Source organism: Cellulosilyticum sp. ST5 (assembly GCF_046529625.1).
In the GTDB taxonomy this organism is placed as follows: domain Bacteria; phylum Bacillota; class Clostridia; order Lachnospirales; family Cellulosilyticaceae; genus Cellulosilyticum; species Cellulosilyticum lentocellum.
Map to the genome: position 1 here is coordinate 3,914,029 of NZ_CP132338.1, position 23,425 is coordinate 3,937,453.

Here is a 23,425-nt window from a genome sequence, read left to right on the forward strand (position 1 = left end):
AGAATGGCTCCTCAGCACTACTATGACAAGCATGGTGCCTACTAAGGACAGTTGTGAAAGCTAAACCAATGAGTGAGGAGCTCCTTAAAGTCTTAGCCGGTGCACCCTTTATGATTAGGAAGCTAAGGCATTAGGACTCTGGTTGAAACTTTATTTTTGGTACTGCAATAGATGTAAAAACACACTTCATAACTTATAAGTGGCGCCTCCCTGTCAGCGCACAAGTGAACATTTTCCTTAAGTCCAGAGGTACCTATAACAATAGATTGAGACTTGGCTGACCCGGTCAGTTCCTCAGGTTGATGCTGCGGTGATTATGCCGTGGGAAATTATTTAATTTGTTTTTACACTTCTATATATGTCTCGTACTTGAGAAGTCCCTAGTAAAAAATCAAAAATCTTTTACAAGCTTCTTTGTCGTTTAAGTAGTTGTATATTTAAGAACATGAATATTAAAGAACAACCTAAGAGGATGAGACAGTCTAGCCAAATCCTTTCAAAACCACTACCTTTAAGCATGACTTCTGTTAAAGCATTAGTTGTATAGTGAAGAGGCATCAAGAGTCCGACAATCTCCCAACCATTTGATAAATTAAATAAGCCACATAAAAAGACTTGAGGGAGAATCACAATAGGGATGAATTGAACCATTTGAAATTCATTATTAGCTAAACTAGAGAGTAAAATACCAAGTGTTAGGGCAGTAATAGCGGTTAAAAGGTTAATAAGAAGTACGTACCATATACTACCGACTACTTTTAGACCGAGAACATAAATAACAAAGAAAGTAATCAGGAGCGTTTGAAGCAAGGCTAATAAACTAAAGCCAAATACATAGCCGATGATTATTTCACTCCTTTTGATAGGTGTAGAGAGGAGCTTTTCCAAAGTGCCTGAAGTTCTTTCAGTAAGAAAATTAATGCCAGCAATTAGAAAGACAACGAAGAAGATAATAATCCCAATAAGCCCAGCTCCGAAGTTATCAAAGAAAGAGGTATCCTCTTCACCATAAATATAGTCAGTAGTAAAGTTTGGCTCAGTCATATTAAGCTCAGATAGATCTATTTCTGGAACCTGTAATTTCACTTGAGGCATTTTAGTCTTTAATTGAGTGAGGCTATCTAAGAGAGTGCTAAGCTTTTCTTTAGTATCTTCAGCATTTTGTTTCATATTATTTTGAAGTACTTTTAGAGCGGAACTTTTTACTAATGCTTGGACTTTTTCAGCATCTAAACTGTTTGTACCGTCTAAGTAAATTTTGGCCTCAGTCATACTTGAATTCATATCAATGGCTGCGAGGATTTCTTTATTTTTTATAGCATTTGGGATATCTTTACTTTTAAGATAGGTAAGCTTGATATCCAAATCATCATTATGAGTAAGTTCTTCAATATAAGCATCAGGAGCTGCAACAATACCAAGGTTATAACTGTTACTTTCAGAATTAAGGATGAAATAAACAAGGCTTAAGATAACAAGGGGAGCAATAAGAATAAGAGCAATGGTTCTCTTATCATGGGTGACTTGAGTTAGAATTCTTGTAGTTAAAGCTTTAATTCTCATAGGAAAGGACCTCCTTTGAAGAAATATGAGATTTGCCAAAATAGATAAAGGCATCTTCTATATTAGTAACTTGAGCTTTTTCTAGAATTTGTTCAGGAGTACCCGCAGCAAGGATCGTGCCATTATACATCATAGCTAGCTCATGACATTTAGCAGCTTCATCCATAACATGAGTTGTAATAAGAATAGTTATCTTTTGCTCAGCAAGCTTATATAATTCCTCCCAAATACTATATCTAAGAAGAGGGTCTATTCCTACCGTGGGCTCATCAAGAATGAGAACTTTGGGATTAGCTAAGAGTGAAATAGCTAAAGCTAGTCTTTGCTTCATGCCACCAGAATAGGTGGAAACATATTTAGGTAGATAGTCGGTTAAGTTAACAAGGGTGGATACATATTCAATTCTTTCTTGAAGGAGCTGTTTATTAAAACCATATAAGCTTCCGAAGAACTTTAGATTTTCGTAGCCAGAAAGTGTGGGATAAAGGGCGCTAGACTGAGACATATATCCTATTTGGGACATGAGCATTAGATTTGGCATTTCCTGGCCTAATATATAGACTTTTCCGGAGTCTTGTTTAGAAATACCAGCCATGATTTTAACAGAAGTACTTTTCCCACAACCAGAGGGGCCTAAAAGGCCATATATACAACCTTCAGGAATAGTTAGAGAAATATCAAATAGGATTTGATTTTTGCCAAAGGACTTATTAATATGCTCTAGGCATATAGTAGGGGTGGTTAACATAGACATTAGATCGCCTTCTTTACAATTAATGTTGATTCCAATCTGGAGTTGGTATATGGTTATAATAAATAAGATAGAATAAAAACAAAATAGACAATTGTTAAGAAAATGTTGGATAGGTAGGTAATCTAAGATGGTAAAGGATACACAGATTACAAGAATAAAAATATTAAACGCATTTTTAAAGCTTTATGAAAAAAAAGGGATAGAAAAAATTACAATAGGTGAAATTACAAGGGAAGCTAAAATCTATAGAGGGACCTTTTATTACTATTATCAAGATATTTATGACCTATTAGCCAAAGTACAAGAACAGATTTTTGAAGAAGTAATAGGCATTATATCAAGGATGATAGAAGGTTTTATGAATGGAAACTTAGAAGAAATATCTATAATAATGAATCAATTGTTTGAAAATCATGAGGAGATGATGACACTATTTATTGCAAAAAAGCCAGATGTTACATTACAAAGGAAAATTAAAGAATGTGGTAAACGAGTAGCATTAGATAAGTTAGGAATAGAGGAAAATCAGTTATCTATAGAACAAAGATATTTACTGGAATACATTGCAAGTGCACAACTAGGATTGATAAGATATTGGATAGAAAATAAAAAAGATATACCACCTACTCAATTAGCAAAGGTTGTACAAATGGCTAATCTAAAGGGGCCATTGACCTCTGTCAAACAACTAGCAAGAATTTAAAAACTAATAGTGTATGAAATGAAAGAAAGCTATTGAGATAGATTTATCATAAAAATACATAAAGGGCGATACTAACAAATTAATGCTAGTATCGCCCTTTTGTGTTACTAGTACAATGCATGAATAAGATAATTTAGACAGTGATTAAGTCATACATAGGATCATTTAACACAGATAGCATTGCATCATAAGGGGTCTTACCAATGTTGGCTAAGATTGACTTGAAGACGGATGGAGACTGACCACTAGCCATTTGGACGCCTTTATAGTTTGAAGTAACCTGAAACACATCATTTCTAGAGTTGACATTCCAGAAGATAACATTAGGCATAGCATAGCCATGAGCAGCATAGTTTTTCACCATGCTATCGTAGAAGGTCCAGTTGCCTCTAGCATTTGTTGCAAAGTCAAATTCCATATCAGTAATAATAACCAAAGAAGCTGGAAGTTCATCTGTACTAAGCTTATTTTTTACAGCAACAGTTAAAATAAGATTAAAAGCAGCTTCTAGGTCTGTATTCTCCACAATAGCAGGTATGCATTTAATTTTATCATAGAGAGTATTGCCCTTTACTTTAATTAAAGAAGGCCTACTTGAGAACGTCATAAAAGTATCTTTAAAAGCACCCTTGTTACGTTCAGCAAAGTAAAGTGCTAGACCAATAGAGGAGTGGATAGGACGCCCTCTCATAGAGCCAGAAGTATCAGCCATAACTAGTACATTCTGCTCACCTGTCACATAGTTAGGAAGGCTCTTCCATTGCTCCTCTAACAAAGCATCATAGTGATGAAAAGAGAAGTTTGAGCTACGTTCAGATAGTCCAAGTTGCTCTAAGATATCATAAGGATATAAGGTGCTTGCATTAACTTTAGCTTCACCTTTGATAACAGCGTTTAAGTAATTCGTGAAGCCTTCTTCATCATGAGCTTTAAAGGCCTTGTGATAGATAAACATGGCCCTTGAAGGTACATGTCCATAAGCAATCTCGCTCCAGTTTTGACCAGACATTTTTACTTCTGTTACATCAATATACTTACGAAGTTTAGAGAGTGTTTGCCTATAAGCTTTTTCAGAAAGACCAAGTCTTTTGGCAGTTAACTTACCAAGGCGTGTTGTATCATCAGAGCTAGCATTGACAGACTTTAACCACTTAGCTAATAAGCTAATAGGCTCGTTGGCATGGTAGTTCCCTAGATCTAGAGTGAATTGTTCCTTGAGATAAGTCCACATAGCTTCTTCAACTGGTGTATCTACTAAGGTATAGAAGTCATCATAACGGCCTAATAAAGCAATAGCATCAAAATTCTTAATCACTATTTCAGGTGCTAATGTAGCTAAATATTTAAGAATAACCCTAAAGGTACGACGTTCACCGAGTCCACCACGGATATTACGTGCATAAAAGGCCATTTTAGTAGCAAGTAAAGTATCTTCTGCTAAGGCAGCGCTAAAGAGTCGTTCAATTTCACTTTCATCACATGCTCTAAGACTACCGATAGTACCAAAGAGGTCAAGAAGGCTGCTATTAGTTGTTTTAAGAGCAGTTGTTCCATTTTCTGTATATGTAATATTCGTTTCCTTTTGTAAGAATGATAAAAACTTGTTTTTCATAAAAATCATCTCCTTGATTAAAAAATAAATTCAAGACGCCCTCCACAATTGCATCGGGATTCGAACCCTTAATATTCTCTAAGGAATACTCCTGACGTGGACTTAAAGTTTGGAGCAATAAGGTTGGTTGCTGATAAGGCGTCTTTAGATACAAGGCACTAGTTTGCAGTGCTCTACCAACTGAGCTACTAATAAAGATATTTCCTTACTAGACTAGAATCGAACTAGTGACAACTTAATATATGGCTGCATGTGCCTTTATAGAACAGGTTACTGTTTTTTCACTTAACAGGTGAGAAAAGTTGCTGTAAGTAACCTTGTAGGCTTATAATAAAGCTAGTTGATAGAAAATTCATGAAAAAAAGTTTGCGAGGTGTGAAATGTTGAAGTTTATTGGAATCGGTAGTGCATTTAACACAGACCTAGGGAATACCAGTGCTTATATTAAGAAAGAGGATAGAATGCTTTTGATAGATTGTGGCGGTACAGTGTTTCATGAACTTCAAAAGCAGAAATTATTGGAAGGTGTTAATCAGATCTACATGATTATCACACATACACATCCAGATCATGTAGGAAGCGTAGGCGAGGTTATTTTTTATTTTTATTATTTGCTAGGTAAAAAAGCTACTATTATATACCCTCATAAAGAGCATATAACGAAGTTTTTAGAGTCAGTAGGTGTGAGTGGAGAAATGTATGAGCTCTTAGCTATCAATGATGAGAATCAGGAAATCTATATACAGGATCAGTATTTAGGTGAAATAGGTATTAGGCATATACCAGTGACGCATGTAGACACTATAGAGGCTTATGGATTCATATTGAAGATACAAGGGAAAACACTCTATTATAGCGGAGATGCTAATCAATTATCTACTGAGGTAATACAAGGACTGAAAAATGGACAGATAGATGTTATTTATCATGATACTTGTGGGCTAGATTATGAAAAGAATAGTCATATGTCATTGAAGAAGCTAAAAGAGATGATAGAGGAACCATATAGAAATAAGGTATATTGTATGCATTTGGATAAGCACATTACTAAAGCGGAGATATTAAAGGAAGGTTTTAGAATCGTTGAGAGATATAAGGAGATGGACCAATGAGAGATAATAAATGGACTAATAAAAAAGGAATCGTTCTTACCATAATAGGTTTAGTAGTAATAAGCATCATAAGTATGGTATTTATACTAAATGAGAATGGCAAGGAGTCAGCATCTATTGCCATTATTGGAGGGGCTGATGGCCCTACAGCTATATTTGTAAGTAGCTCAGTGTCTTTAGAGGCAGTAGCCATAACAGTTTGTGGATTGATACTTGTAGTAGGAATGGGAATATTTATTTACAAGAAAATAAAAAAATAGCCTTCAAGGCACTTTTAAAGTAAAGGGAATCGAACCCCTCAAATCCCCAAGAGGAGAAGTGAGCTTAACCAATCTTTTTTGGCTGTCAGTGTCTTTCAGCTATTTTATTATAGTAGTAAACAAGACATTATTATTTATAGCCAGAGCTCCTAATCTTTTGAGCTACCATAATAGTGGTCCTTCTAGAAAAGAGCTATTATAGGTGAGATTTCAACTCACAACCTCTAAACTCCTAAATAAGAACATGGCTGTTCATGTCTTTATACTACCTTTCAAGGTACATTTTTGTTTTCAACCTAGAAAATTTTAAGTGGCTGTAAGTACCTTTAAATATGTTCACAAGGCACGCTTTTAAACTTGTGCGTTTACCAAATTCCGCCACTAATACCATAAGTATTAGGCTGGACTCGAACCAGCAAGATCATATGATCGCAAGATCCTAATGAGTAGCTGCATGTGCCTTTAAATAACAGGTTGCCTTTGCGGTTTCACTTAAAAGGTGAGTGCATGTTTGCTGTAAGCAACCTTATATGTATAGTATATTCAAATGTTTTTAAAATATCATGAAAAAATATTTGCGATAGCTAAGATTGAGTGGATCCTCTAAAAAGTAAGCGCTGGGTATTAATACGTTGTATCAATTTATTTCGAATGCTTGCAGGACTAATAACTTTGATGACAGGGCCGAAGGAAATAAGGATATTAATAAGTTCTTCCTCATCAAAAGGATAATAAAAGAGCTGAACAAAACAGGTATGTGTTTCATCATTAAACTCTGTTATTCTTTCATAATTTGAAAGATGCATAAACACACGGTCAAAGCCTTTTCTAGCATTACTCAGTTCAAAGTAGAGAGGTTCCTCACATTTATAAGCTTGAACAGAAGCTTCAATCTCCTTTGGATTAAAATACGTTTTGAGAGCAGTTATTTCTTGAATTGAGCTAAGGTTAATGAGTAGGATAGGAAGTGTTTGCTATAGTATTTAAGGTGGAAGCAGCTACAAGGCGATCTAGCCTAAAGAACTTGTATTCTCTGGATTTATAAGAATAAGCCATGACATAACGCCTACCTTGGTTTACGTTATCTACTATTTTAAGAGGTAATACAGTACTTAGCTTAGAGCCTGGATGAGTTATTTCTACATGTTTATGATGAGCTATTGCCATTAAAAGTTCATATAAAATGATGTCATCTAAAGTATGGCTAAAGTGAATATCTATAATAGATGAATTAAAGAATGATAGTGCAGAGGTTACTAAAAAGAAATTAATTGAGATGACAGGATATTCTGCTTCGACATTTAGTAAGCAACATGTAAAGGCTTTGTTGAAACTAAATAAGGTATGCCAGTACAAGAAAACAATTAAAGTAAAGCCTGTTAAGGAAGAACCTTCTATAAGATTTGAAAAGAGTTTAGAAAAAGCAAACAGTGAAATTAGTAGACTTAAAGCAGTAATCGTTGCGAAAGAAATTAAAATTAATGAATTGGAAACTTCTCAAAAGGAACTTCAAGAAAAGTATGAAATATTGCTCGGCCAGCTTCATCAAATAACTAAAAAGGCACATTTAAAAGGTGTTGAACTTTGAAGCTCTTAGATTGGATTAAACTATATAAGGATTAGATAGTAAAATCACTTCATGCTACTGTCTATGCACCACATAATACTGATTTATAAAAGTTACCTTAAATTAGTATGGTAAAATTACGCAATTAATTGTATTATTTTTTAAAAAGTTATTCTTGTTTGTATTCAAATGCGACACATTAATAATTTAGTAAAATGATAAATTTATATAGAACCTTAAGGAGAAATAATTTATGAAGGTGAAAGTTTATACATTAAATTCATTTGCAAAATGTATAGAGGGAGGAAATCCTGCTGGAGTTGTATTTAATGCAGAGGCTCTATCAGAAGATGACATGAAAAAGGTTGCTGGTATAATTGGTTTTAGTGAGACTGCCTTTGTCATGAAGTCAAACTTTGCAGACTTTAAGGTAAGATTTTTTACACCTAATAATGAAGTTGATATTTGTGGACATGCTACGATAGCAACATTCAGTACACTATTAAGTCAAGGATGTATAAAACCAGGTAAATACCTTCAAGAAACCAAAGCAGGAGTTTTAAGTGTAGAATTAAAGGAAGATTTATCAATTATGATGAATCAAAATACTCCAAGTTATTATCAAACAATAGGAAAGCAAGAGGTCGCAGATTCGCTAAACATTACAACAGCTGAAATGATTGAAGAGCTACCAATACAAATCGTATCTACTGGTCTTAGAGATATTCTTATACCTATTAAAAATATAGATATGGTAAATGCTATAAAACCCAATATAGAAATGGTATCAAAAATTAGCAGTAAATATAATACAATTGGTTATCATATCTTCACACTTGAGTCACTTAACAGCTCAAATGCCTATTGTAGGAATTTGGCACCACTCTATGGAATTACTGAAGAATCTGCAACTGGCACATCTAATGGTGCCCTTGCATGTTACCTGTTTAAATATGGTAAAATTAAATCTGACCATGCCACTCATATAGTTTTTGAACAAGGTTATTCAATGGGAAAGCCTTCAGAAATAATCGTTGACTTGATAACTAAAGATAAAGAAGTTATTGAAGTTAAAGTCGGTGGAAAAGCATTAAATTTGTCTGAAATAGAGGTTGAAATATAACATCATGCGTAATTATTGTAAGGAAGAAAAAAATCAATCGGTTCACAATGTTTAATCAATTGAACTAATTAATCAAAATCGGCAACAACGAATCCTACTACATTGTATCATTCGATTTGCAAATAGTGAATTGTCTAGGTTAAATTGTAAAGATACTAAATATTATGATGACCATGATAGTATATTATCTATTTCTACAGATAAAATAATGCCTTTATTGTATCCTAATATCATTGCAGATAATCTTTCAAAAGTATTAAATAAATGTTTTATAACGGACAATAAAGACAGATATGACAAAGTTGTAGAATATATCTCACATGAATACATATATCAATCGAAAGCAACTGTGCAATTGTATGATGTGCTAAAATCGCAACAAGATAATTTTGATTCAATAGGTCAGAATGTTTCTAAAGTTAAAAAGCTTATTATACAACACTAGGAAAAGCAAAAAAGATTACTGGCAAAAAACAAGATTTATTAAAATATGAAATGCAAAATATTGTACAAGGTAATTTGGAAAATATGATGAATTACTTTTTGTATGCAAAAGAGCCCATCGATAATTGGTCCAAACGGAAAAGAATTTATTAGCATAGCTGAAATTATTAAGGACTTAGATTTATACATTACTGATGACTTTGGAAATATACCTGTAAAGGTTAATTTAATGAATGCATCAATAGCTAACTTTGATGATTTATATAGAGAACAAGAAGTAAGCTATATTATATTTTTAGATATTTTTAAGGGTGAGATAAGTAAAAGCATAGATGATTTGAGAAAATATGAGGATTATATTGATATTAATACGAGAACATTAGTATTGAGACTAAAAAATTACATAAATGCTCCTATTTTACCTCTGTACCTGTTAGTGTTAAAAACTATTTGAAGTCAAGTAATCAAAAGATTATAATCCATACAGGTAGTGGTCACTTTAGAAAAGAGATAGGTGACTACTTTAATCAGATTGCCAAGGAGCTTAATCAAAGATGGTATAGCTCCGTACCAGAAAGTTATAATCTAGCTTTTTATCTGCTAAAAGTGATGAAGGGCGTTTATATCTAGAGTATATGAACTTGGCTTTAGATTTTGCGGAAGAAAATAGGGAAAAGATATTTGAAGCAGTGATGCAAGAAGTTACAACTCTGCTTAAAAAGCATTGTGATTTAGACGTAACTTATACCAATAAGCTTAACGTTCACCATAATTATGCAGCCATGGAAATTCACTACGGTCGAAATGTTTGGATTCACCGTAAAGGGGCTATTAGGGCAGGATCAGGAGAAAGAGGGATTATCCCTGGTTCCATGGGGTCTTATAGTTACATTGTAGAAGGAAAAGGCAATGCAGAAAGTTTTGAGTCCTGCTCTCATGGCGCTGGAAGGGTATATTCTAGAACAAAAGCAAAAGAGCTTTATTCAGTAGAGAAAGTTATGTGTGACTTAAAAGAGCAAGCAGTTATATTAGGTAAGAATAATAAGAAGGATGTAGCAGAAGAGTGCCGTTTTGCATATAAGAATATTGATGAAGTGATTGAAAATCAGTTAGATTTAATTACACCGATTAAAAAATTGAAAACCATAGGCGTTATTAAAGGATAAGAGAGGTTGCTTAGCAGTCTCTCTTTTTTGTACAAAATAAAGAACAACCTAGATAATGGACAAAATACAAATCCTATGAATTAGAATTTGAAAATTATAAATAATAAAGTATAATAAGAAATATTTATCACGTTTTAGATTTTTAGTGCGAGAGTAACGTAAAGATGCTTTTATGTAGTAGTCATAAAGGAGTTATAGCTCAAGATAATAGACTTATTACATAACAAAAGAAAAATTAGGGGAGAGAAGCTAAGTGAAAAGAACCAAAATAAGTTTGATTTTAGTTATGATACTATTTGGTAGTATTGGGTTATTTGTAAGAGCAATTAATTGTTCTTCTAGTCAGATTGCTTTAGCTAGAGGCGTAATAGGAAGTGTATGCTTGATTTTAGCTAGTTTTATCCTTAAACAACCACTATCTTGGAAGCGTATAAAGCCTAATTTAGGGATTTTAGTTGCTTCAGGCATAGCCATAGGACTCAATTGGATATTCTTGTTTGAGGCATATAAGTATACAACTATTGCAACAGCAACGATTTGTTATTATTTTGCGCCGGTTATAGTCATGTTTTTATCACCTTTGATTTTAAAAGAACGCTTATCAGGTATTAAGATAGTGTGTATTCTAGCGGCTATGTTGGGGATGATATGTATTACTAGTACAGGAGAAAGTGGAGTAGGACAAAATCATTTTCTTGGGATAGCTTATGGCATAGGTGCTGCGGTCTTATATGCCAGTATAATGATTATGAATAAATTCCTTAAAGATGTGACTAGCCTAGAAAGCACAGTTCCGCAGCTTGGTTTTGCAGCGCTAGCTATTTTACCTTATGTATTGTTTAATGGTGGATTTAATATAAGTCAACTGGATAGTAGGTCTATTATTTTACTGATTGTTGTAGGCGTTGTACATACAGGTATTGGTTACTTAATTTATTTTGGAGCTTTTCAAAAGCTAAGTGGACAAACGATAGCAGCTTTTAGTTACATAGATCCTATTTCAGCCATTATTTTATCTAGCCTCTTATTAAGAGAAGAAATGACCTCACTACAAATAGTAGGAGGAATATTAATTTTAGGAAGTACCTATATAAGTGAACTTTATAGAAGTAAAAAAGCAGAAATAAATATAAGTGAATAATTTTTGTCTATTTAAAATGAGGGAGCTGTTAGATTTTAATGTTGATAACGTTTAAAATTTTTCTTTTTTCATTTTTGCAACTGCCAACATTTTTATGTTTGTTGGAAATGCTTGCATTATCTGATTTATAAATCCAGGGATAAATACTGACTTGTTTTTCATTAATTGCCAATAGGCATATTCAGCAACTTCGTTAGCAGACATTGAAGTTTTAGGCAAGTCAGCTCCTTCGCGAGTAAAAAAATTAGTTCGCGTTGCACCCGGACATAGCGTACAAACTCGTACACCATATTTTTTAGCTTCAAAACGTACTGCTTTACTATAACTTAAAACAAATGCCTTGCTTGCAAAGTAGGTAGATGTAAACGGCCCTGGTTGAAATGCTCCGGTTGAAGAAATATTCAGGATACTACCGTGTTGTTTCTCGTACATATGAGGCAAAAATAATTTGCATAACGCTACAGGACTTAACATATTCAAAATCATCATTTTTTCATCATCCTGGAAGTTAATTTGCTCTGTTGCTCCGACCAATCCGTATCCAGCATTATTAACTAATATGTCCACATTAATGTTTTCAGCTTGTATACGGGTATAAAGGTTTTCAGCAGCCTTTAGCTCAGATAAATCCTGTTCAAAAATATTTATTGTTACAGGAAATTCTGATTGAAGTTTTTGTGATGCTATCTTCAAGTTTTCATAATTTGAAGAAACAAGTATAAGGTTATATTTATTTGCCGCAAATATTCTTGCAAGTGCGTAACCAATCCCACTGGTTCCACCCGTAATGAGAACATTCTCCATAAAAAATCACTCCTTCCGATATAGTCAAGTATGACTGGAAGAAGTGATCTTGTAATTCACCTATGTTAATTTTCGTATGATTTTTGCTGTTTCCTTATACGGCTTAGTGAAGCCGCATGCACACCAATGTAGGAAGCTATATATTTTAGAGCAATTCTGTTGTGTAGGTGTGGATAATCATTGCAAAAAGTGAGGTAACGCTCTTCTGCATTTAGCAACATAAGCTTTTTGATTCGATCTTCTTGTTTGCTTACTTCCACTTGAAATAAATGGCTTACCAAATCACCAATGCCTTTATTAGTATTCACAATGCTTTTGAGTAATGCATATGGGAATTGAAAGCATTTGCAGTCTTCCAAACATTCAATAGTGAACGTCGCAGGGGAAGATATTCTAAAGCCCTCTGTTGAAAAGAAATCGTCTTCAGCACAAAAACATTTTGTTATGTCATTGCCCTTACTATCAATGTAATATCCTCTTACAACGCCCTGAATGATATAATATAGATATGATGACGTATCACCCTCCCAGAGCACCGTGTGTCCAGCAGGAAATAATATAACTTTTGTATCTTGGTCAATCATTTTTTCCACGTGTTGGTTTAACGTTACTTGTAATCTTTTTTCCAAATATTCACTTGGTCTCACTATCATCATCTTTCCTCATTTATAATATATGACGAATTATATGTAGCATTTTATCATATTTTCTTCCTATTGTCATTGGAGGCCAAATTCCAAGCTATAAAGTTTTATACATGATGTAGCTGTTGACTGTCTATCTTATTATTGTTAGTGATTCAATAGTTGCTTCCTTATGCACCTTGTCCATTTTGGAAAGTGTTTTCTGCAGATTTTTATTGAGTAAAGGATCTTTGGGAGTAAGTCCGCTGTGTTATATTTAAATACCAACAAATTTATCTATCAGAGCCCAAATTAAAAATAAAAACATTGACAATTTAGAAATATAAGCATAATATAAAAATATACTTCGAGGCACGAAGTAAATGATGAGGTATAATTATGGCAAAAGATGGATTTAATATTGAAGAACTAATCTATGCATATATAGATGAATTTAAGTTTCTATTCTTCCCAGAAGAATGGAATAGTGCTTTTTTGGATTATTCCAAGAATGAAATACTAGCCTTGCTACTTTTATATAGGAAGAAGCAAGTCAATATGACAGAGGTAGCAGATTATATTCATGCACCACTGAACACAGCAACTGGTGTTATTACGAGACTAGAAAAGAAACAAATAGCTCAGCGCCAAAGGGATGTAGAAGATAAGCGAGTAGTATTTATTAGCCTTACGGCAATGGGAGAAGCTTTTGTAAAAAAGGAAATAGAAGAATTGACATATTATTTTAAAGCCCTAAATGCAGAATTAGATGAAGAAGAAAAGCGTGTAATGTATAGTATTTTAAATAAAGCAATAAAAATCTTAAAAAAGGGAAAGCAAGAGACAGAAGAGGTCACTAAATCTAAGCCGGTAAAACGAATAACCATAGAATAACTTAGTTAGCTAAGTTATTTTTTTAAATAGATACTTCGAGTGAAGAACTAATCGTAAATCGAATTAAGGAGAGTGTTATTATGGGAAGAATTATTATTTTTACAGGAAAAGGCGGTGTAGGTAAAACAAGCACTGCAGCCGCTCATGGGGTCAAAGCAGCTAGAGAAGGCATTAAAACCTTAATTGTAAGCACAGATGCCGCACACAATCTCAGTGATTTGTTTGAAAAACCTATAAAAGAAGAGCCAACCGAAGTAATAGAGAATTTATATGCTTTAGAGATAGATCATAATTATGAGATGGAGAAACACTATGGTACCATTTCTAAAGCACTTAGAAATTTAATGAAGGTAGGAGAGAACAAGGAAGCCAGTGAAGCGTTAGAGGATATTATAGTATTCCCAGGTATTGAGGAATTATTTTCACTCATTAAAATACAAGAGCTTTATACAGCAGGGGAATATGAGCTTATTATTGTAGATTGTGCGCCAACGGGAGAGACCTTATCACTTTTAAAATTTCCAGAGCTTTTTGCTTGGTATATGGAGAAACTGTTTCCAATAGAAAAAGTGGCCCTTAAGGTATTAAGGCCTATTTCTAAGGTGGCTTTTAAAGTAGACTTACCAGATCAAACGGCTATGAATGATATAGAGAGATTATATATGACATTAAGTGAATTACAAGCACTTCTAAAGAATAGAGAGATTTGTAGCATTAGAATTGTAACCATTCCAGAAAAGATGGTAGTAGAAGAAACTAAGCGTAGTTATATGTACTTAAATTTATATAACTTTAATGTAGATGCCATATACATTAATCGAATGATACCAAAGGATATAGATAACCCATTTTTTAAACAGTGGCAGACCCTTCAAGAAAAGTATTTAGAAGAAATTCAATTAGCATTCTCACATATGCCTATCTATAGTATGAAATGGTATGAAGTAGATTTGAATGGTGTTGAAGCACTTACGCGTATTACAAGAGACTCACTTCAAGATAAAGAAATTTTCAAGGTACTGAAATGTACTCAAAATGAAACCTTTGAAAAAACAGATAAAGGCTACAAGCTTCAAGTCCTAGTACCATTTTCTACTAAAGCAGATTTTGATTTATTTGAATCAGGGACAGATGTCATTATTAAGATTGGTAATTTCAAAAGGAATATTCCACTACCAAATGTGATGAAGAAATACAGCATTTCTTCAGCTAAATGGGAAGATGGAGCACTAAATATTTATTTCGAATAGAAAGAGGTGTTCATATGAATAAACTAGCGTTAAAAAAATTATTACAAGCTAAACAGCTTGAATATGAAGCAATTAAAGAAATAATGCCAAAGGGAATGAGAGCACATGTAGAGTTAGCAGAAGAGGAAGCATTAAGCTTTATAAAAGAGGTTGCTTGGACAATGTTTTGGAAGGATGATTCTAGAGAGTCTGCAGATGCAGAGGGAGTTAGAAGTAAGGCGAATAATCAAAGTTATAATTCAGAAAAGGAAAAGCAAGACATAACTAATAAAGATATTAAACAAAGTACGAGAGCTAATGGCAGGTCTAAAAAGATAGAAATTGATTTTAGTGAGGAGTGATTTTAATGAGAGTCATATTATATACAGGAAAAGGTGGAGTTGGTAAGACTAGTATTGCTGCATGTACAGCAGCTCATATAGCAGCAAGGGGAAAACGTGTATTAATCGTGAGCACAGATGAAGCCCATAGTTTAAGTGATTCCTTTGATATAAAATTAGGCAATTCAGCTAAAGAAATAGCAGAGAATCTCTATGGAATGGAGATTGATACGGTTATAGAAAATGAAATGGCTTGGGGAAATATCAAGGCTTATTTTAAACAGCTACTAACTTTAAAAGCTAAAGATGGTATAGAAACAGAAGAGTTATTAGTATTTCCGGGATTAGGGGAATTATTGTCTCTTATTAAGATTAAAGAAATATATGATGAAGGCCTATATGATGTACTAATTGTAGACTGTGCACCAACAGGGGAAACTATGTCTCTTCTTAAGTTTCCAGATGTGTTTAGGTGGTGGATGGAGAAATTATTCCCTATGAAAAGAAAAGCTGCTAAGCTTGCAGGCCCAATAGTAGAAAGTACTACTAAAATTCCTATGCCTAAAGATGACGTATTTGTAGAGATGGAAAAGCTCTATACGAAAATTGATGAACTTCATGGCCTTATGATGGATAAAAAAGTAGTAAGCATTAGAATTGTAACAACACCTGAAAAAATAGTTATAAAAGAAGCCAAGAGAAGTTTTTCCTATCTGCATTTATATGACTATAATGTGGATGCCATTATTATTAATAAGATTTTCCCAAAAGATTCTATGGAGGGATATTTTAATGCATGGATAAAACTGCAGGAGCAAAGTCTTAATGATATAGAGGAAAGCTTTAAAGGTCTACCTGTCTTTAAAGTAGGACTCATGGATAAAGAACTTAGGTGCTATTCAATGCTAGAACAAGTAGGTAGTCAGATTTATAAAGAGCATTTGCCGGAGGATATTTTATTTCAAGACAAAATATTTGAAGTACAGAAATTACAAGAAGGGTATAGTTTAAACATTCATATTCCTTTTGTAGATAAAAAGGAGTTGAAGCTTTCTCAGCAAGGGGATGAACTAACTTTAACCATTAAGAATGAAAAGAGAAGCTTTACATTGCCTCAAAAACTTAGACATCACGAAATAAGCACAGCTAAATATGAAGATAATCAGCTTAAAATTTATTATTTACCCCAAAATCAAGATTAAATGCAAAATTGTTTAAAAAATCAAAATAATATATAATGAAGGAGGTGAAAGTATTTAAGGATACAAGAGGTGAGAGGTGTGAAACGTTTATTGTTCTTTTTATTAGGTTTTATTTTATTGGTTATACCACTTTATGCAGATGATGGAGGATATAGTATTGAAGCTTACAAGGTGAAGATTGAAGTAAGCGAAGAAAATATATTTAATATCAGAGAAGATATAGACGTCAATTTTATTGCCCAGAGGCATGGGATTTACCGAAAGATACCTATAAAAAATAGAGTCACACGCATAGATGGTACAGTTTCACAGGTTATTGCAAAGGTATCGGATGTGAAATCTAACACAGTGAGTACTGGCCCAAATACTTTAATACTAATACCAATAGTGACACTGGTTATTGTCCTGATGCTATGTATGGTGTGTGGTAGGAATCCGAGAGAGCAAATAAGAGAATATACTTATCCACCTCAACGGTTTAACAGTGCTGAGGTGGGAATGATTTGGCGTGGTGAGTTGACCAATACAGATGTGATATCACTACTATTTAGCTTAGCTTCAAAGGGATACTTAAGAATTATAGATTTGAATAATCAAGAAAAGTCATTTAACGTAGAGCGAAACCTATACTCAGAAAGGATACTTGGATATAGAATAAAAGAAACTCCTAATTCTTTTGCCCTTGAAAAGATAAAAGATTATGATGGGGAAGATGAAGCTGAAAAGATTTTTTTCCAAGAGTTATTTAAATATAGAAGCAGAGTGGAGGAAAAGAAACTATGGGAGAGGGGAGGCCTTCCACTTAGAAAAATAGGGCAGATAGTAGAAGCTAGAGTGAGACGAGAGTATTTATTTAGGAAAAGTGTAAAGCGAGCAAGGTTAATAGCTGGTATTTTAACTACTTTATCTTATATTACAGTTATTTATAAAAGTTTTACTTATGGAGGAATGCAAGTTTACATATTACCCGCTTGTATTTCTATAACGTTAGGGATTGTGGGATTAGCGCTATTTAGTGAAATAGGATATATATATAGCATGCTTTTACTCATAATTAGTGGGGGTTCAGGTATATATACTTTGTGGCCACTTTTAAGAGATTATCAAGAATTAATTCCAGTAATTACATTAAGTATGGTAGGGTCTGGACTTATGTACAAACTTATTCTAAATATGAGGATAAGGACACCTTATGGACAAAAGTTGTATCTAGAAATCCGGGGATTTAGAAGATATTTAGAGAATGTAAGCCATGAAGGACTTATGAGATTTAAACAGAATCATGAAAACTACTTTGATGAGATGCTAGCTTACATGGTAGCACTAAATATAAGTAAGGAGGAACTGGGAAAATTCAATAGCTTAATAGAAACTCAACCTACTTGGTATGATGGACCACACTTTAATAGCAGTGGATTTACTAATCGTTTACATGAAATCATAGCTTCAGTAGAAAAGTCAATGGTTGCTTATATAGGTGATTAAGGAGAAGAAGAGTTCAGTGATATACGAAGGGGGATTTATGAAACGTTTATTGTTCTTTTTATTAGGTTTTATTTTATTGGTTATACCACTTTATGCAGATGATGGAGGATATAGTATTGAAGCTTACAAAGTGAAGGTTGAAGTAAGCGAAGAAAATATATTTAACATCAGAGAAGATATAGACGTTAATTTTATTGCCCAGAGGCATGGGATTTACCGAAAGATACCTATAAAAAATAGAGTCACACGCATAGATGGGACAGTTTCACAGGTTATTGCAAAGGTATCAGATATGAAATCTAACATAGTGAGTACTTACCATACGGAAGGAAATGATAAGGTTATCAAAATAGGCGATCCCCAGGTAACTGTGACAGGGGATCAGTACTATTTATTAACTTATACTTATGATTTGGGAAAAGATGTGGGGAAAGGCTATGATGAATTTTACTTTAATATTATAGGTAATGAGTGGGATACGAGTATAAGTAATGTGAGTTTTGAAATAGAAATGCCAAAGGCTTTTGATGCTAATCAAATAGACTTTTCAGTAGGGGCTAAAGGGAATACAAGTTATAAAGGTGTTTACTATGAGGTAGAAGGAAACCGTATTATAGGCTATTATGAAGGTTCACTTCAGTCAGGTGAAGCCTTGACGATTCGTATAGAGCTACCAGAAGGGTATTTTACAGCTACTAGGGATAATGTAAGTTGGAGTATTAATTTAAATACTTTAATAATACTTCCCATAGCAACACTGATAGTAGTTCTATTACTTTGGTTAATATTTGCTAGGAATCCAAGGGAGAAGATAGAAGAATGTACGTATCTACCAGAGGGGCTTAGTAGTGCAGAAGTAGGGATGATCTATAAAGGCAAAGCAAGCAATAAAGATGCCATATCTTTACTATTTAGTTTAGCTCAAAAAGGTTATTTAAGAATTATAGATATGAGAGATGAAGATAGTAAATATAAAGCATCTAATTCTTTTGAAATTGAAAAGTTAAAAGCCTATGATGGAGGGGATAAAGCAGAAGCGGTTTTCTTTAAAGGATTATTTAATCGTAGAGATAGAGTTGATGAAGAGAAATTGAGAGATACTTTTTATAAAACAGTTAATAAAGTAAAAAAGCTAGTGAATGAAAAGGATAAACGAGCTCATTTATTTAAAAAAGGTGCAGATAGGGCCAAAGTACTAGCCATTATTTTAGCTATTCTATCCCATGTTAGTGTTACTTATATCAGTTTTGCCTATGGAGGACGATTAGATATAGTGTTCTGGGCTATTATTTGTTTTACTTCAGGTATTATTGTATTAACAACAAGCATAAGTAAAGAAGACCTAGTTCAAAGTATACCATTTATTATATGGGGGATTATATTTATGGGGCTAGGTGGAGTAATACTTCTTTGGCCACTTCTAAGAGACTATGGAGAATTAATACCAGTTACTGTAATGAATCAAGTATGCTTGGTAGTTATGTTCAAAGTTATTCAGAAGATGATAAAAAGAACGCCTTATGGCGAAAAGCTATATCTAGAGCTCAAAGGTTTTAAAAAATACATACAGAATATAGATCATAGAGAACTAAAAAAGCTTAAAGAGGATCATACTAATTATTTTGAAGATATGTTTGCTTATATAATGGCATTAAATATAAGCCAAAAGGATATGGAGAAATTTAATGATTATATAGAAAGCCCTCCTAGTTGGTATGAAGGGAAGTACTCTAATAGTAATGGATTTATTAATCGTTTATATAGAATGATGTGCTCAGTAGAAGTAACAATGAGTTCTAATCCATCAAGCTCTTCAGGAGATTCAGGAGGAGGTTCATCAGGAGGGGGCTCTGGGGGAGGTGGAGGAGGATCTTGGTAAAAATAGTCGCTAAATAAAGATGAGAATAAAGAGATACGATAAAATAGATAGAAATGAATGATAAATAAAAACTAGGTTATCAGAATAGAAGGATAACCTAGTTTTTATTTTAGAAAAATGATAGTGTTGATTATAATAAGCTAATTAGAACGTACCTTTTAAAAACCTCTACTATCACCACCATGACTTCTACCGCTGCTGGAAGTATGCATGGAGGAACCACCACCGCCACCACCTCTGCCAGAATTTGAGGTCTCAATCTTAGTTCTTGTAGTATGAGTTGAAATAAATTGATCCTGCTTTTCAGTATAGTTGACAGATAGTCTGTCTGGCAAAGTAGCAGGAACGGTATGACGTGGATGCTTATAGCGATAACTGATAATAGCTCTGACAATAGAAGCCATTACAAGTGCTGCAAGAAAGGCAATACCTGCATAGACTAAGTAATTTTTTGCAGTCAGAGGAGTACCATAGCTATTGGTAAATGGTTTTTTACCATCTTCGAAAATCAAATGGCTATCAGAAGGAATGCCAGATTTAAAGTAGGTCTCTACACCATTAATAAATGTAATACAGCCTTGATAATAATTGGCATCAGTAAGGTACGGGGCAATAGTATCCATTAGGGTATTAATGCGCCTATCATCTACATATTTAGCACTTAGTCCGCTAGTAGAGATAGCTAACTCTCGGTTATCCATATCAATCAAAAAGAGAATCCCATCCCAATTGTCACCATAGCCATAACCGTTTGTATCATAGAAGTCATCAGCATAAGCTGTGGCAGTTTTTCCTTCAGCATCATTGGTGGTGACTATGACTGTTTCCATTTGGTAAGTCTCACTAAGTATATCAAGCTTTTTCTCTAAACTTTCAATCTCATCAAGGTTAAGTAAATCAGCTAAGTCATTAACTCTAGGCACAGCAGCCATAAGAGAGCTACATAAAGTAAAAAAACATATTAAAGTAAATATTAAAGAACTCATTCTACGTTTCATTAGGCAAGACCTCCTGTATAAGCTAATGCAAAAAAGACAACAGCAAAAGTAATGAGGAATACCCAAAGGAATAGAAAGTTAAGCTTTTTGCTACATATTGGTAAGCTACCAAAAGTCTTACCAGTTTGACCGTTCATAGCAAACATGTAAGTCTGCCCCTTATAAATATAAGTTAACATCCAAACAGGCATCAAAGTATAGTGAAAACGGGTGCGATGAATTTGAACATTTTTACCACCTACAGCAGTTGTGGTGTAGCCATGAATGGAGTTACGAAGCTCTGTTTCAACAGCACGTTCTACCCTAGATTTAATAGTTGGATAAATGGTATCTTTATCTACATCATATTTTTCAGCAATAAACCCTGTTAGATAAGAAAAAGAAAAGGTTTCAAGATCATCATAATTATAAGGACCGATACTCTCCATTACCAGGTCATCAGCTTTTTTGGAAGCATCATGAGGCAAGTAATCAAAAGACATAGAAGCAGCCCTAGATACAGCATAGATATCTGTCTGAGTGTAGCGATAGCTTCCACTAGTCCAAGATTTTATCTTTTTACCAGTTGCTCTCATATAGCCAGAGGTATCACAATCTACTAGCCAATAGGGAATATAGATCCCAGCGATTTTTTCAAGTTGACTAGGAGAGGAGAAATCATCAGGTAAAAAATGTTTTTTCTTTCGCCAAGCAAGAAATGTTTCTAGTGCTTGTTCTTTACTTTTTTTAAAGGGAATTACTTTTGATGGTTTAAATTCATCGGAAAGTTGTTTTGAGAAAACGACAGGATTATGACAATAGCAACAAAGTGTAGCAGAGGTTACTTCATCAGTAACGATTTGAGCACCACAACTAGGACAAGTATAGAGCATGGTGGTGCCTTCTTCAGCAGTAGCATCATTACCATATTCTATAAATTCTTCACCGGGCTCATTATAACTTTTCTCTGTTGTCAAAACTTCTAACTCTTGCTCATTAAAGCTACTAAAGCAGTATTCACACTTGAGTTTTTGAGATTCTGGATCAAAGCCTAAATCTCCCCCACAGTTAGGACATTTGTATGAAACAACGGACAAGACAAACCCTCCCTTATTAAGCCTATAAATAGAGGCTATTATTGAAATCAGTATAGCATATCGAATAAATATTGTGAACAAGCACTCTATATTTACACAAAATATAGAGTGCTTATAAATTCTAATCCGCTAATAATAGTAGTACTAGAAAGACAATCTTTCGAAGAACAGGATTCAAAGAAGGGTTGATTAAAGCATTGTAACTCCTTCAAGATAGTGCAGAAGCTACTATTACAATGATCCCATACATTAACAACCGTAGGACCTATAGTAGAGGAGGGGTCATCAGCAACACCTAAGTAAGTATAAGCACCACGAACTGTTGTTGATAAACAAGGTGCTATAAGATAGGCGCCAAATTCAAAGGCAGGTAAGGTTAATAAGTTGGTATAGCGGGTGATAAGTAAATTAAGAGTAGCTAAGGCATCTACGACGCACTTATTCTGAATACTAAAAACGATGGCTTCGTTTTCTGTTAGATTAGTAGCAGTAAGGCGGCTATTAGAACAAGCAACAGCTTCACTATTAGTAATACCCTCAGCAGAAGCACGGCTAGTATTAGTTGCGTGTCCACAAGAGTCATTACAAAGCAGGCTAACTCCCAGAGATTTATTATTTGCTAAAGAAAGAGAAGTAGAAGATGTTATATTTTTATATTGAGAAGAATTATGACTACTGCCAGAAGTATTTGTGTCTGTACAACTCCTACCATTGGTTTCGGTATTAGAACGTGTAACAGTAGTAGAACCATTCTTATTTAAGCCTTTGGAAGCAGTATGATTACCTTGAGAGAAGCCAGACAAGATATTAAATAGACAAATAAGTTCGTTGAGTATAGATCGTATGTGACAAAGAGACACGGGTGTTGCTAATAAAAAAAGAACAAAGTCCTCATTTCTTCCCATTAAATTATTAAATGAAGTGAGTATGGGTGTTGTGGTACTTGTATTAGGGATAACAGAAATAGTTGCAAGTGAGTTATGTTTACAAGGACTAAAGAGCTGATCAATTAGTTCACAACTTTCCTCAGGTGTTAATTCATGAAGTTGAATACCAGGAAAGGTTTGAATTAGCCCATTTTTTAAAATTTCAAGAGCAACGCAGAAAAATTCATCCCCTTTAATACCAATATAAATAGAAAGTTGTTCATTGCGCACTTGTATAACATAGCCAATGGTTATTTGAAGGCTTTCTAGAGCATTTAAAACAAAGGAAAATGCTTTAAAGGTATCTGTGACAGGAAAGCCTTCAATTTGAATAAAGCCTAAGCAGGCAGGAGGAGTCTCAGAAGGAGATACTGGGAAATGAGTCAGCTCATGTAGACAAGGAGCGTTTACAAGTTCATCAAATCTTGCAAGTGCATCATCTAAAAGGCAAGTATCTCTTGGATCAAACATAAGTAACACTCCTTTATCATAAGGTGTCGTAATAGTTTATGCGGTTTAGGAG

General features: G+C 33.9%; 25 protein-coding genes. 15 read left to right on the forward strand and 10 right to left on the reverse strand.

The window, feature by feature from the left end:
* Positions 1-402: 402 nt before the first annotated feature.
* Positions 403-1,563 (reverse strand): ABC transporter permease, encoded by a 1,161-nt coding sequence (locus tag QTL86_RS18845; RefSeq protein ID WP_410495726.1) that lies wholly within the window; start codon positions 1,561-1,563, stop codon positions 403-405.
* Positions 1,553-2,317 carry an ABC transporter ATP-binding protein gene (locus tag QTL86_RS18850; protein ID WP_127065021.1) on the reverse strand — a complete coding sequence of 255 codons (765 nt, stop codon included), beginning with the start codon at positions 2,315-2,317 and terminating at the stop codon, positions 1,553-1,555. Before QTL86_RS18850 ends, QTL86_RS18845 begins: the two co-directional genes overlap by 11 nt.
* Positions 2,318-2,444: 127 nt before the next feature.
* Between QTL86_RS18850 and QTL86_RS18855 the strand changes: the two genes are divergently transcribed.
* Complete coding sequence (locus tag QTL86_RS18855) at positions 2,445-3,020, forward strand: TetR/AcrR family transcriptional regulator (RefSeq protein WP_410495727.1); 576 nt, start codon at positions 2,445-2,447, stop codon at positions 3,018-3,020.
* A gap of 133 nt (positions 3,021-3,153) precedes the next feature.
* Here the strand turns inward: QTL86_RS18855 and QTL86_RS18860 are convergent, their stop codons facing one another.
* A complete protein-coding gene (locus tag QTL86_RS18860) occupies positions 3,154-4,632 on the reverse strand; it encodes a DUF2828 family protein (RefSeq protein WP_410495728.1) in 1,479 nt (492 codons plus the stop codon).
* A 380-nt stretch (positions 4,633-5,012) separates the two neighbouring features.
* Here QTL86_RS18860 and QTL86_RS18865 point away from each other — a divergent pair, with 380 nt between their 5' ends.
* Together QTL86_RS18865 and QTL86_RS18870 are read left to right on the forward strand one after the other, a co-directional pair.
* Positions 5,013-5,744 carry an MBL fold metallo-hydrolase gene (locus QTL86_RS18865; RefSeq protein ID WP_410495729.1) on the forward strand — a complete coding sequence of 244 codons (732 nt, stop codon included), beginning with the start codon at positions 5,013-5,015 and terminating at the stop codon, positions 5,742-5,744.
* Complete coding sequence (locus QTL86_RS18870; RefSeq protein ID WP_013659129.1) at positions 5,741-6,004, forward strand: sodium ion-translocating decarboxylase subunit beta; 264 nt, start codon at positions 5,741-5,743, stop codon at positions 6,002-6,004. The genes QTL86_RS18865 and QTL86_RS18870 overlap by 4 nt, the downstream gene beginning before the upstream one ends.
* Positions 6,005-6,588: 584 nt before the next feature.
* Here QTL86_RS18870 and QTL86_RS18875 read toward each other — a convergent pair.
* The gene (locus QTL86_RS18875) at positions 6,589-6,810 is read right to left on the reverse strand and encodes a hypothetical protein (RefSeq protein WP_410495730.1); all 222 of its coding nucleotides are present in this window, start codon (positions 6,808-6,810) and stop codon (positions 6,589-6,591) included.
* 142 nt (positions 6,811-6,952) lie between these two features.
* Positions 6,953-7,360, reverse strand: coding sequence for a WYL domain-containing protein (locus tag QTL86_RS18880; protein ID WP_410495731.1), 408 nt, complete (start codon positions 7,358-7,360; stop codon positions 6,953-6,955).
* Here QTL86_RS18880 and QTL86_RS18885 point away from each other — a divergent pair.
* The 6 genes from QTL86_RS18885 to QTL86_RS18910 all read left to right on the forward strand — a co-directional run bounded on the left by QTL86_RS18885 (position 7,281) and on the right by QTL86_RS18910 (position 11,445).
* A complete protein-coding gene (locus QTL86_RS18885) occupies positions 7,281-7,592 on the forward strand; it encodes a hypothetical protein (RefSeq protein WP_410497328.1) in 312 nt (103 codons plus the stop codon). The genes QTL86_RS18880 and QTL86_RS18885 overlap by 80 nt on opposite strands.
* Positions 7,593-7,824: 232 nt before the next feature.
* Positions 7,825-8,694, forward strand: coding sequence for a PhzF family phenazine biosynthesis protein (locus QTL86_RS18890; RefSeq protein WP_410495732.1), 870 nt, complete (start codon positions 7,825-7,827; stop codon positions 8,692-8,694).
* 547 nt (positions 8,695-9,241) lie between these two features.
* Positions 9,242-9,592 (forward strand): hypothetical protein, encoded by a 351-nt coding sequence (locus QTL86_RS18895; RefSeq protein ID WP_410495733.1) that lies wholly within the window; start codon positions 9,242-9,244, stop codon positions 9,590-9,592.
* Complete coding sequence (locus QTL86_RS18900) at positions 9,589-9,768, forward strand: hypothetical protein (RefSeq protein WP_410495734.1); 180 nt, start codon at positions 9,589-9,591, stop codon at positions 9,766-9,768. Before QTL86_RS18895 ends, QTL86_RS18900 begins: the two co-directional genes overlap by 4 nt.
* 5 nt (positions 9,769-9,773) lie before the next feature.
* On the forward strand, positions 9,774-10,304 hold the full coding sequence (locus QTL86_RS18905) for an RtcB family protein (protein WP_410495735.1): 531 nt from the start codon (positions 9,774-9,776) through the stop codon (positions 10,302-10,304).
* A gap of 253 nt (positions 10,305-10,557) precedes the next feature.
* Complete coding sequence (locus QTL86_RS18910; protein WP_127065011.1) at positions 10,558-11,445, forward strand: DMT family transporter; 888 nt, start codon at positions 10,558-10,560, stop codon at positions 11,443-11,445.
* Between the two features lie 51 nt (positions 11,446-11,496).
* Here QTL86_RS18910 and QTL86_RS18915 read toward each other — a convergent pair whose 3' ends face one another.
* Both QTL86_RS18915 and QTL86_RS18920 read right to left on the reverse strand, forming a co-directional pair.
* Entirely contained in the window at positions 11,497-12,249 is a 753-nt protein-coding gene (locus QTL86_RS18915; protein WP_410495736.1) for an SDR family NAD(P)-dependent oxidoreductase, read from the reverse strand.
* A 65-nt stretch (positions 12,250-12,314) separates the two neighbouring features.
* Positions 12,315-12,902, reverse strand: a complete 588-nt coding sequence (locus QTL86_RS18920; protein WP_410495737.1) for a Crp/Fnr family transcriptional regulator — start codon at positions 12,900-12,902, stop codon at positions 12,315-12,317.
* 369 nt (positions 12,903-13,271) lie between these two features.
* Here QTL86_RS18920 and QTL86_RS18925 point away from each other — a divergent pair, with 369 nt between their 5' ends.
* The 6 genes from QTL86_RS18925 to QTL86_RS18950 all read left to right on the forward strand — a co-directional run bounded on the left by QTL86_RS18925 (position 13,272) and on the right by QTL86_RS18950 (position 19,902).
* Positions 13,272-13,766: a MarR family winged helix-turn-helix transcriptional regulator gene (locus tag QTL86_RS18925; protein ID WP_410495738.1), complete on the forward strand. Its 495-nt coding sequence runs from the start codon at positions 13,272-13,274 to the stop codon at positions 13,764-13,766.
* An 80-nt stretch (positions 13,767-13,846) separates the two neighbouring features.
* Entirely contained in the window at positions 13,847-15,016 is a 1,170-nt protein-coding gene (locus QTL86_RS18930; RefSeq protein WP_410495739.1) for an ArsA family ATPase, read from the forward strand.
* A 14-nt stretch (positions 15,017-15,030) separates the two neighbouring features.
* Positions 15,031-15,357 carry a hypothetical protein gene (locus QTL86_RS18935; protein ID WP_410495740.1) on the forward strand — a complete coding sequence of 109 codons (327 nt, stop codon included), beginning with the start codon at positions 15,031-15,033 and terminating at the stop codon, positions 15,355-15,357.
* A 5-nt stretch (positions 15,358-15,362) separates the two neighbouring features.
* Entirely contained in the window at positions 15,363-16,538 is a 1,176-nt protein-coding gene (locus tag QTL86_RS18940) for an ArsA family ATPase (protein WP_410495741.1), read from the forward strand.
* Positions 16,539-16,616: 78 nt separating this feature from the next.
* Entirely contained in the window at positions 16,617-18,023 is a 1,407-nt protein-coding gene (locus tag QTL86_RS18945; protein ID WP_410495742.1) for a DUF2207 family protein, read from the forward strand.
* A 37-nt stretch (positions 18,024-18,060) separates the two neighbouring features.
* Positions 18,061-19,902, forward strand: a complete 1,842-nt coding sequence (locus QTL86_RS18950) for a DUF2207 domain-containing protein (protein WP_410495743.1) — start codon at positions 18,061-18,063, stop codon at positions 19,900-19,902.
* 158 nt (positions 19,903-20,060) lie between these two features.
* On the opposite strand, the gene QTL86_RS18955 is transcribed toward QTL86_RS18950, so the two are convergent.
* The 3 genes from QTL86_RS18955 to QTL86_RS18965 form a co-directional block, all read right to left on the reverse strand.
* Entirely contained in the window at positions 20,061-20,900 is an 840-nt protein-coding gene (locus QTL86_RS18955; RefSeq protein ID WP_410495744.1) for a TPM domain-containing protein, read from the reverse strand.
* Positions 20,900-21,976 carry a TFIIB-type zinc ribbon-containing protein gene (locus QTL86_RS18960; protein ID WP_410495745.1) on the reverse strand — a complete coding sequence of 359 codons (1,077 nt, stop codon included), beginning with the start codon at positions 21,974-21,976 and terminating at the stop codon, positions 20,900-20,902. Before QTL86_RS18960 ends, QTL86_RS18955 begins: the two co-directional genes overlap by 1 nt.
* Before the next feature lie 92 nt (positions 21,977-22,068).
* On the reverse strand, positions 22,069-23,373 hold the full coding sequence (locus tag QTL86_RS18965; protein ID WP_410495746.1) for a hypothetical protein: 1,305 nt from the start codon (positions 23,371-23,373) through the stop codon (positions 22,069-22,071).
* Positions 23,374-23,425 lie beyond the last annotated feature (52 nt).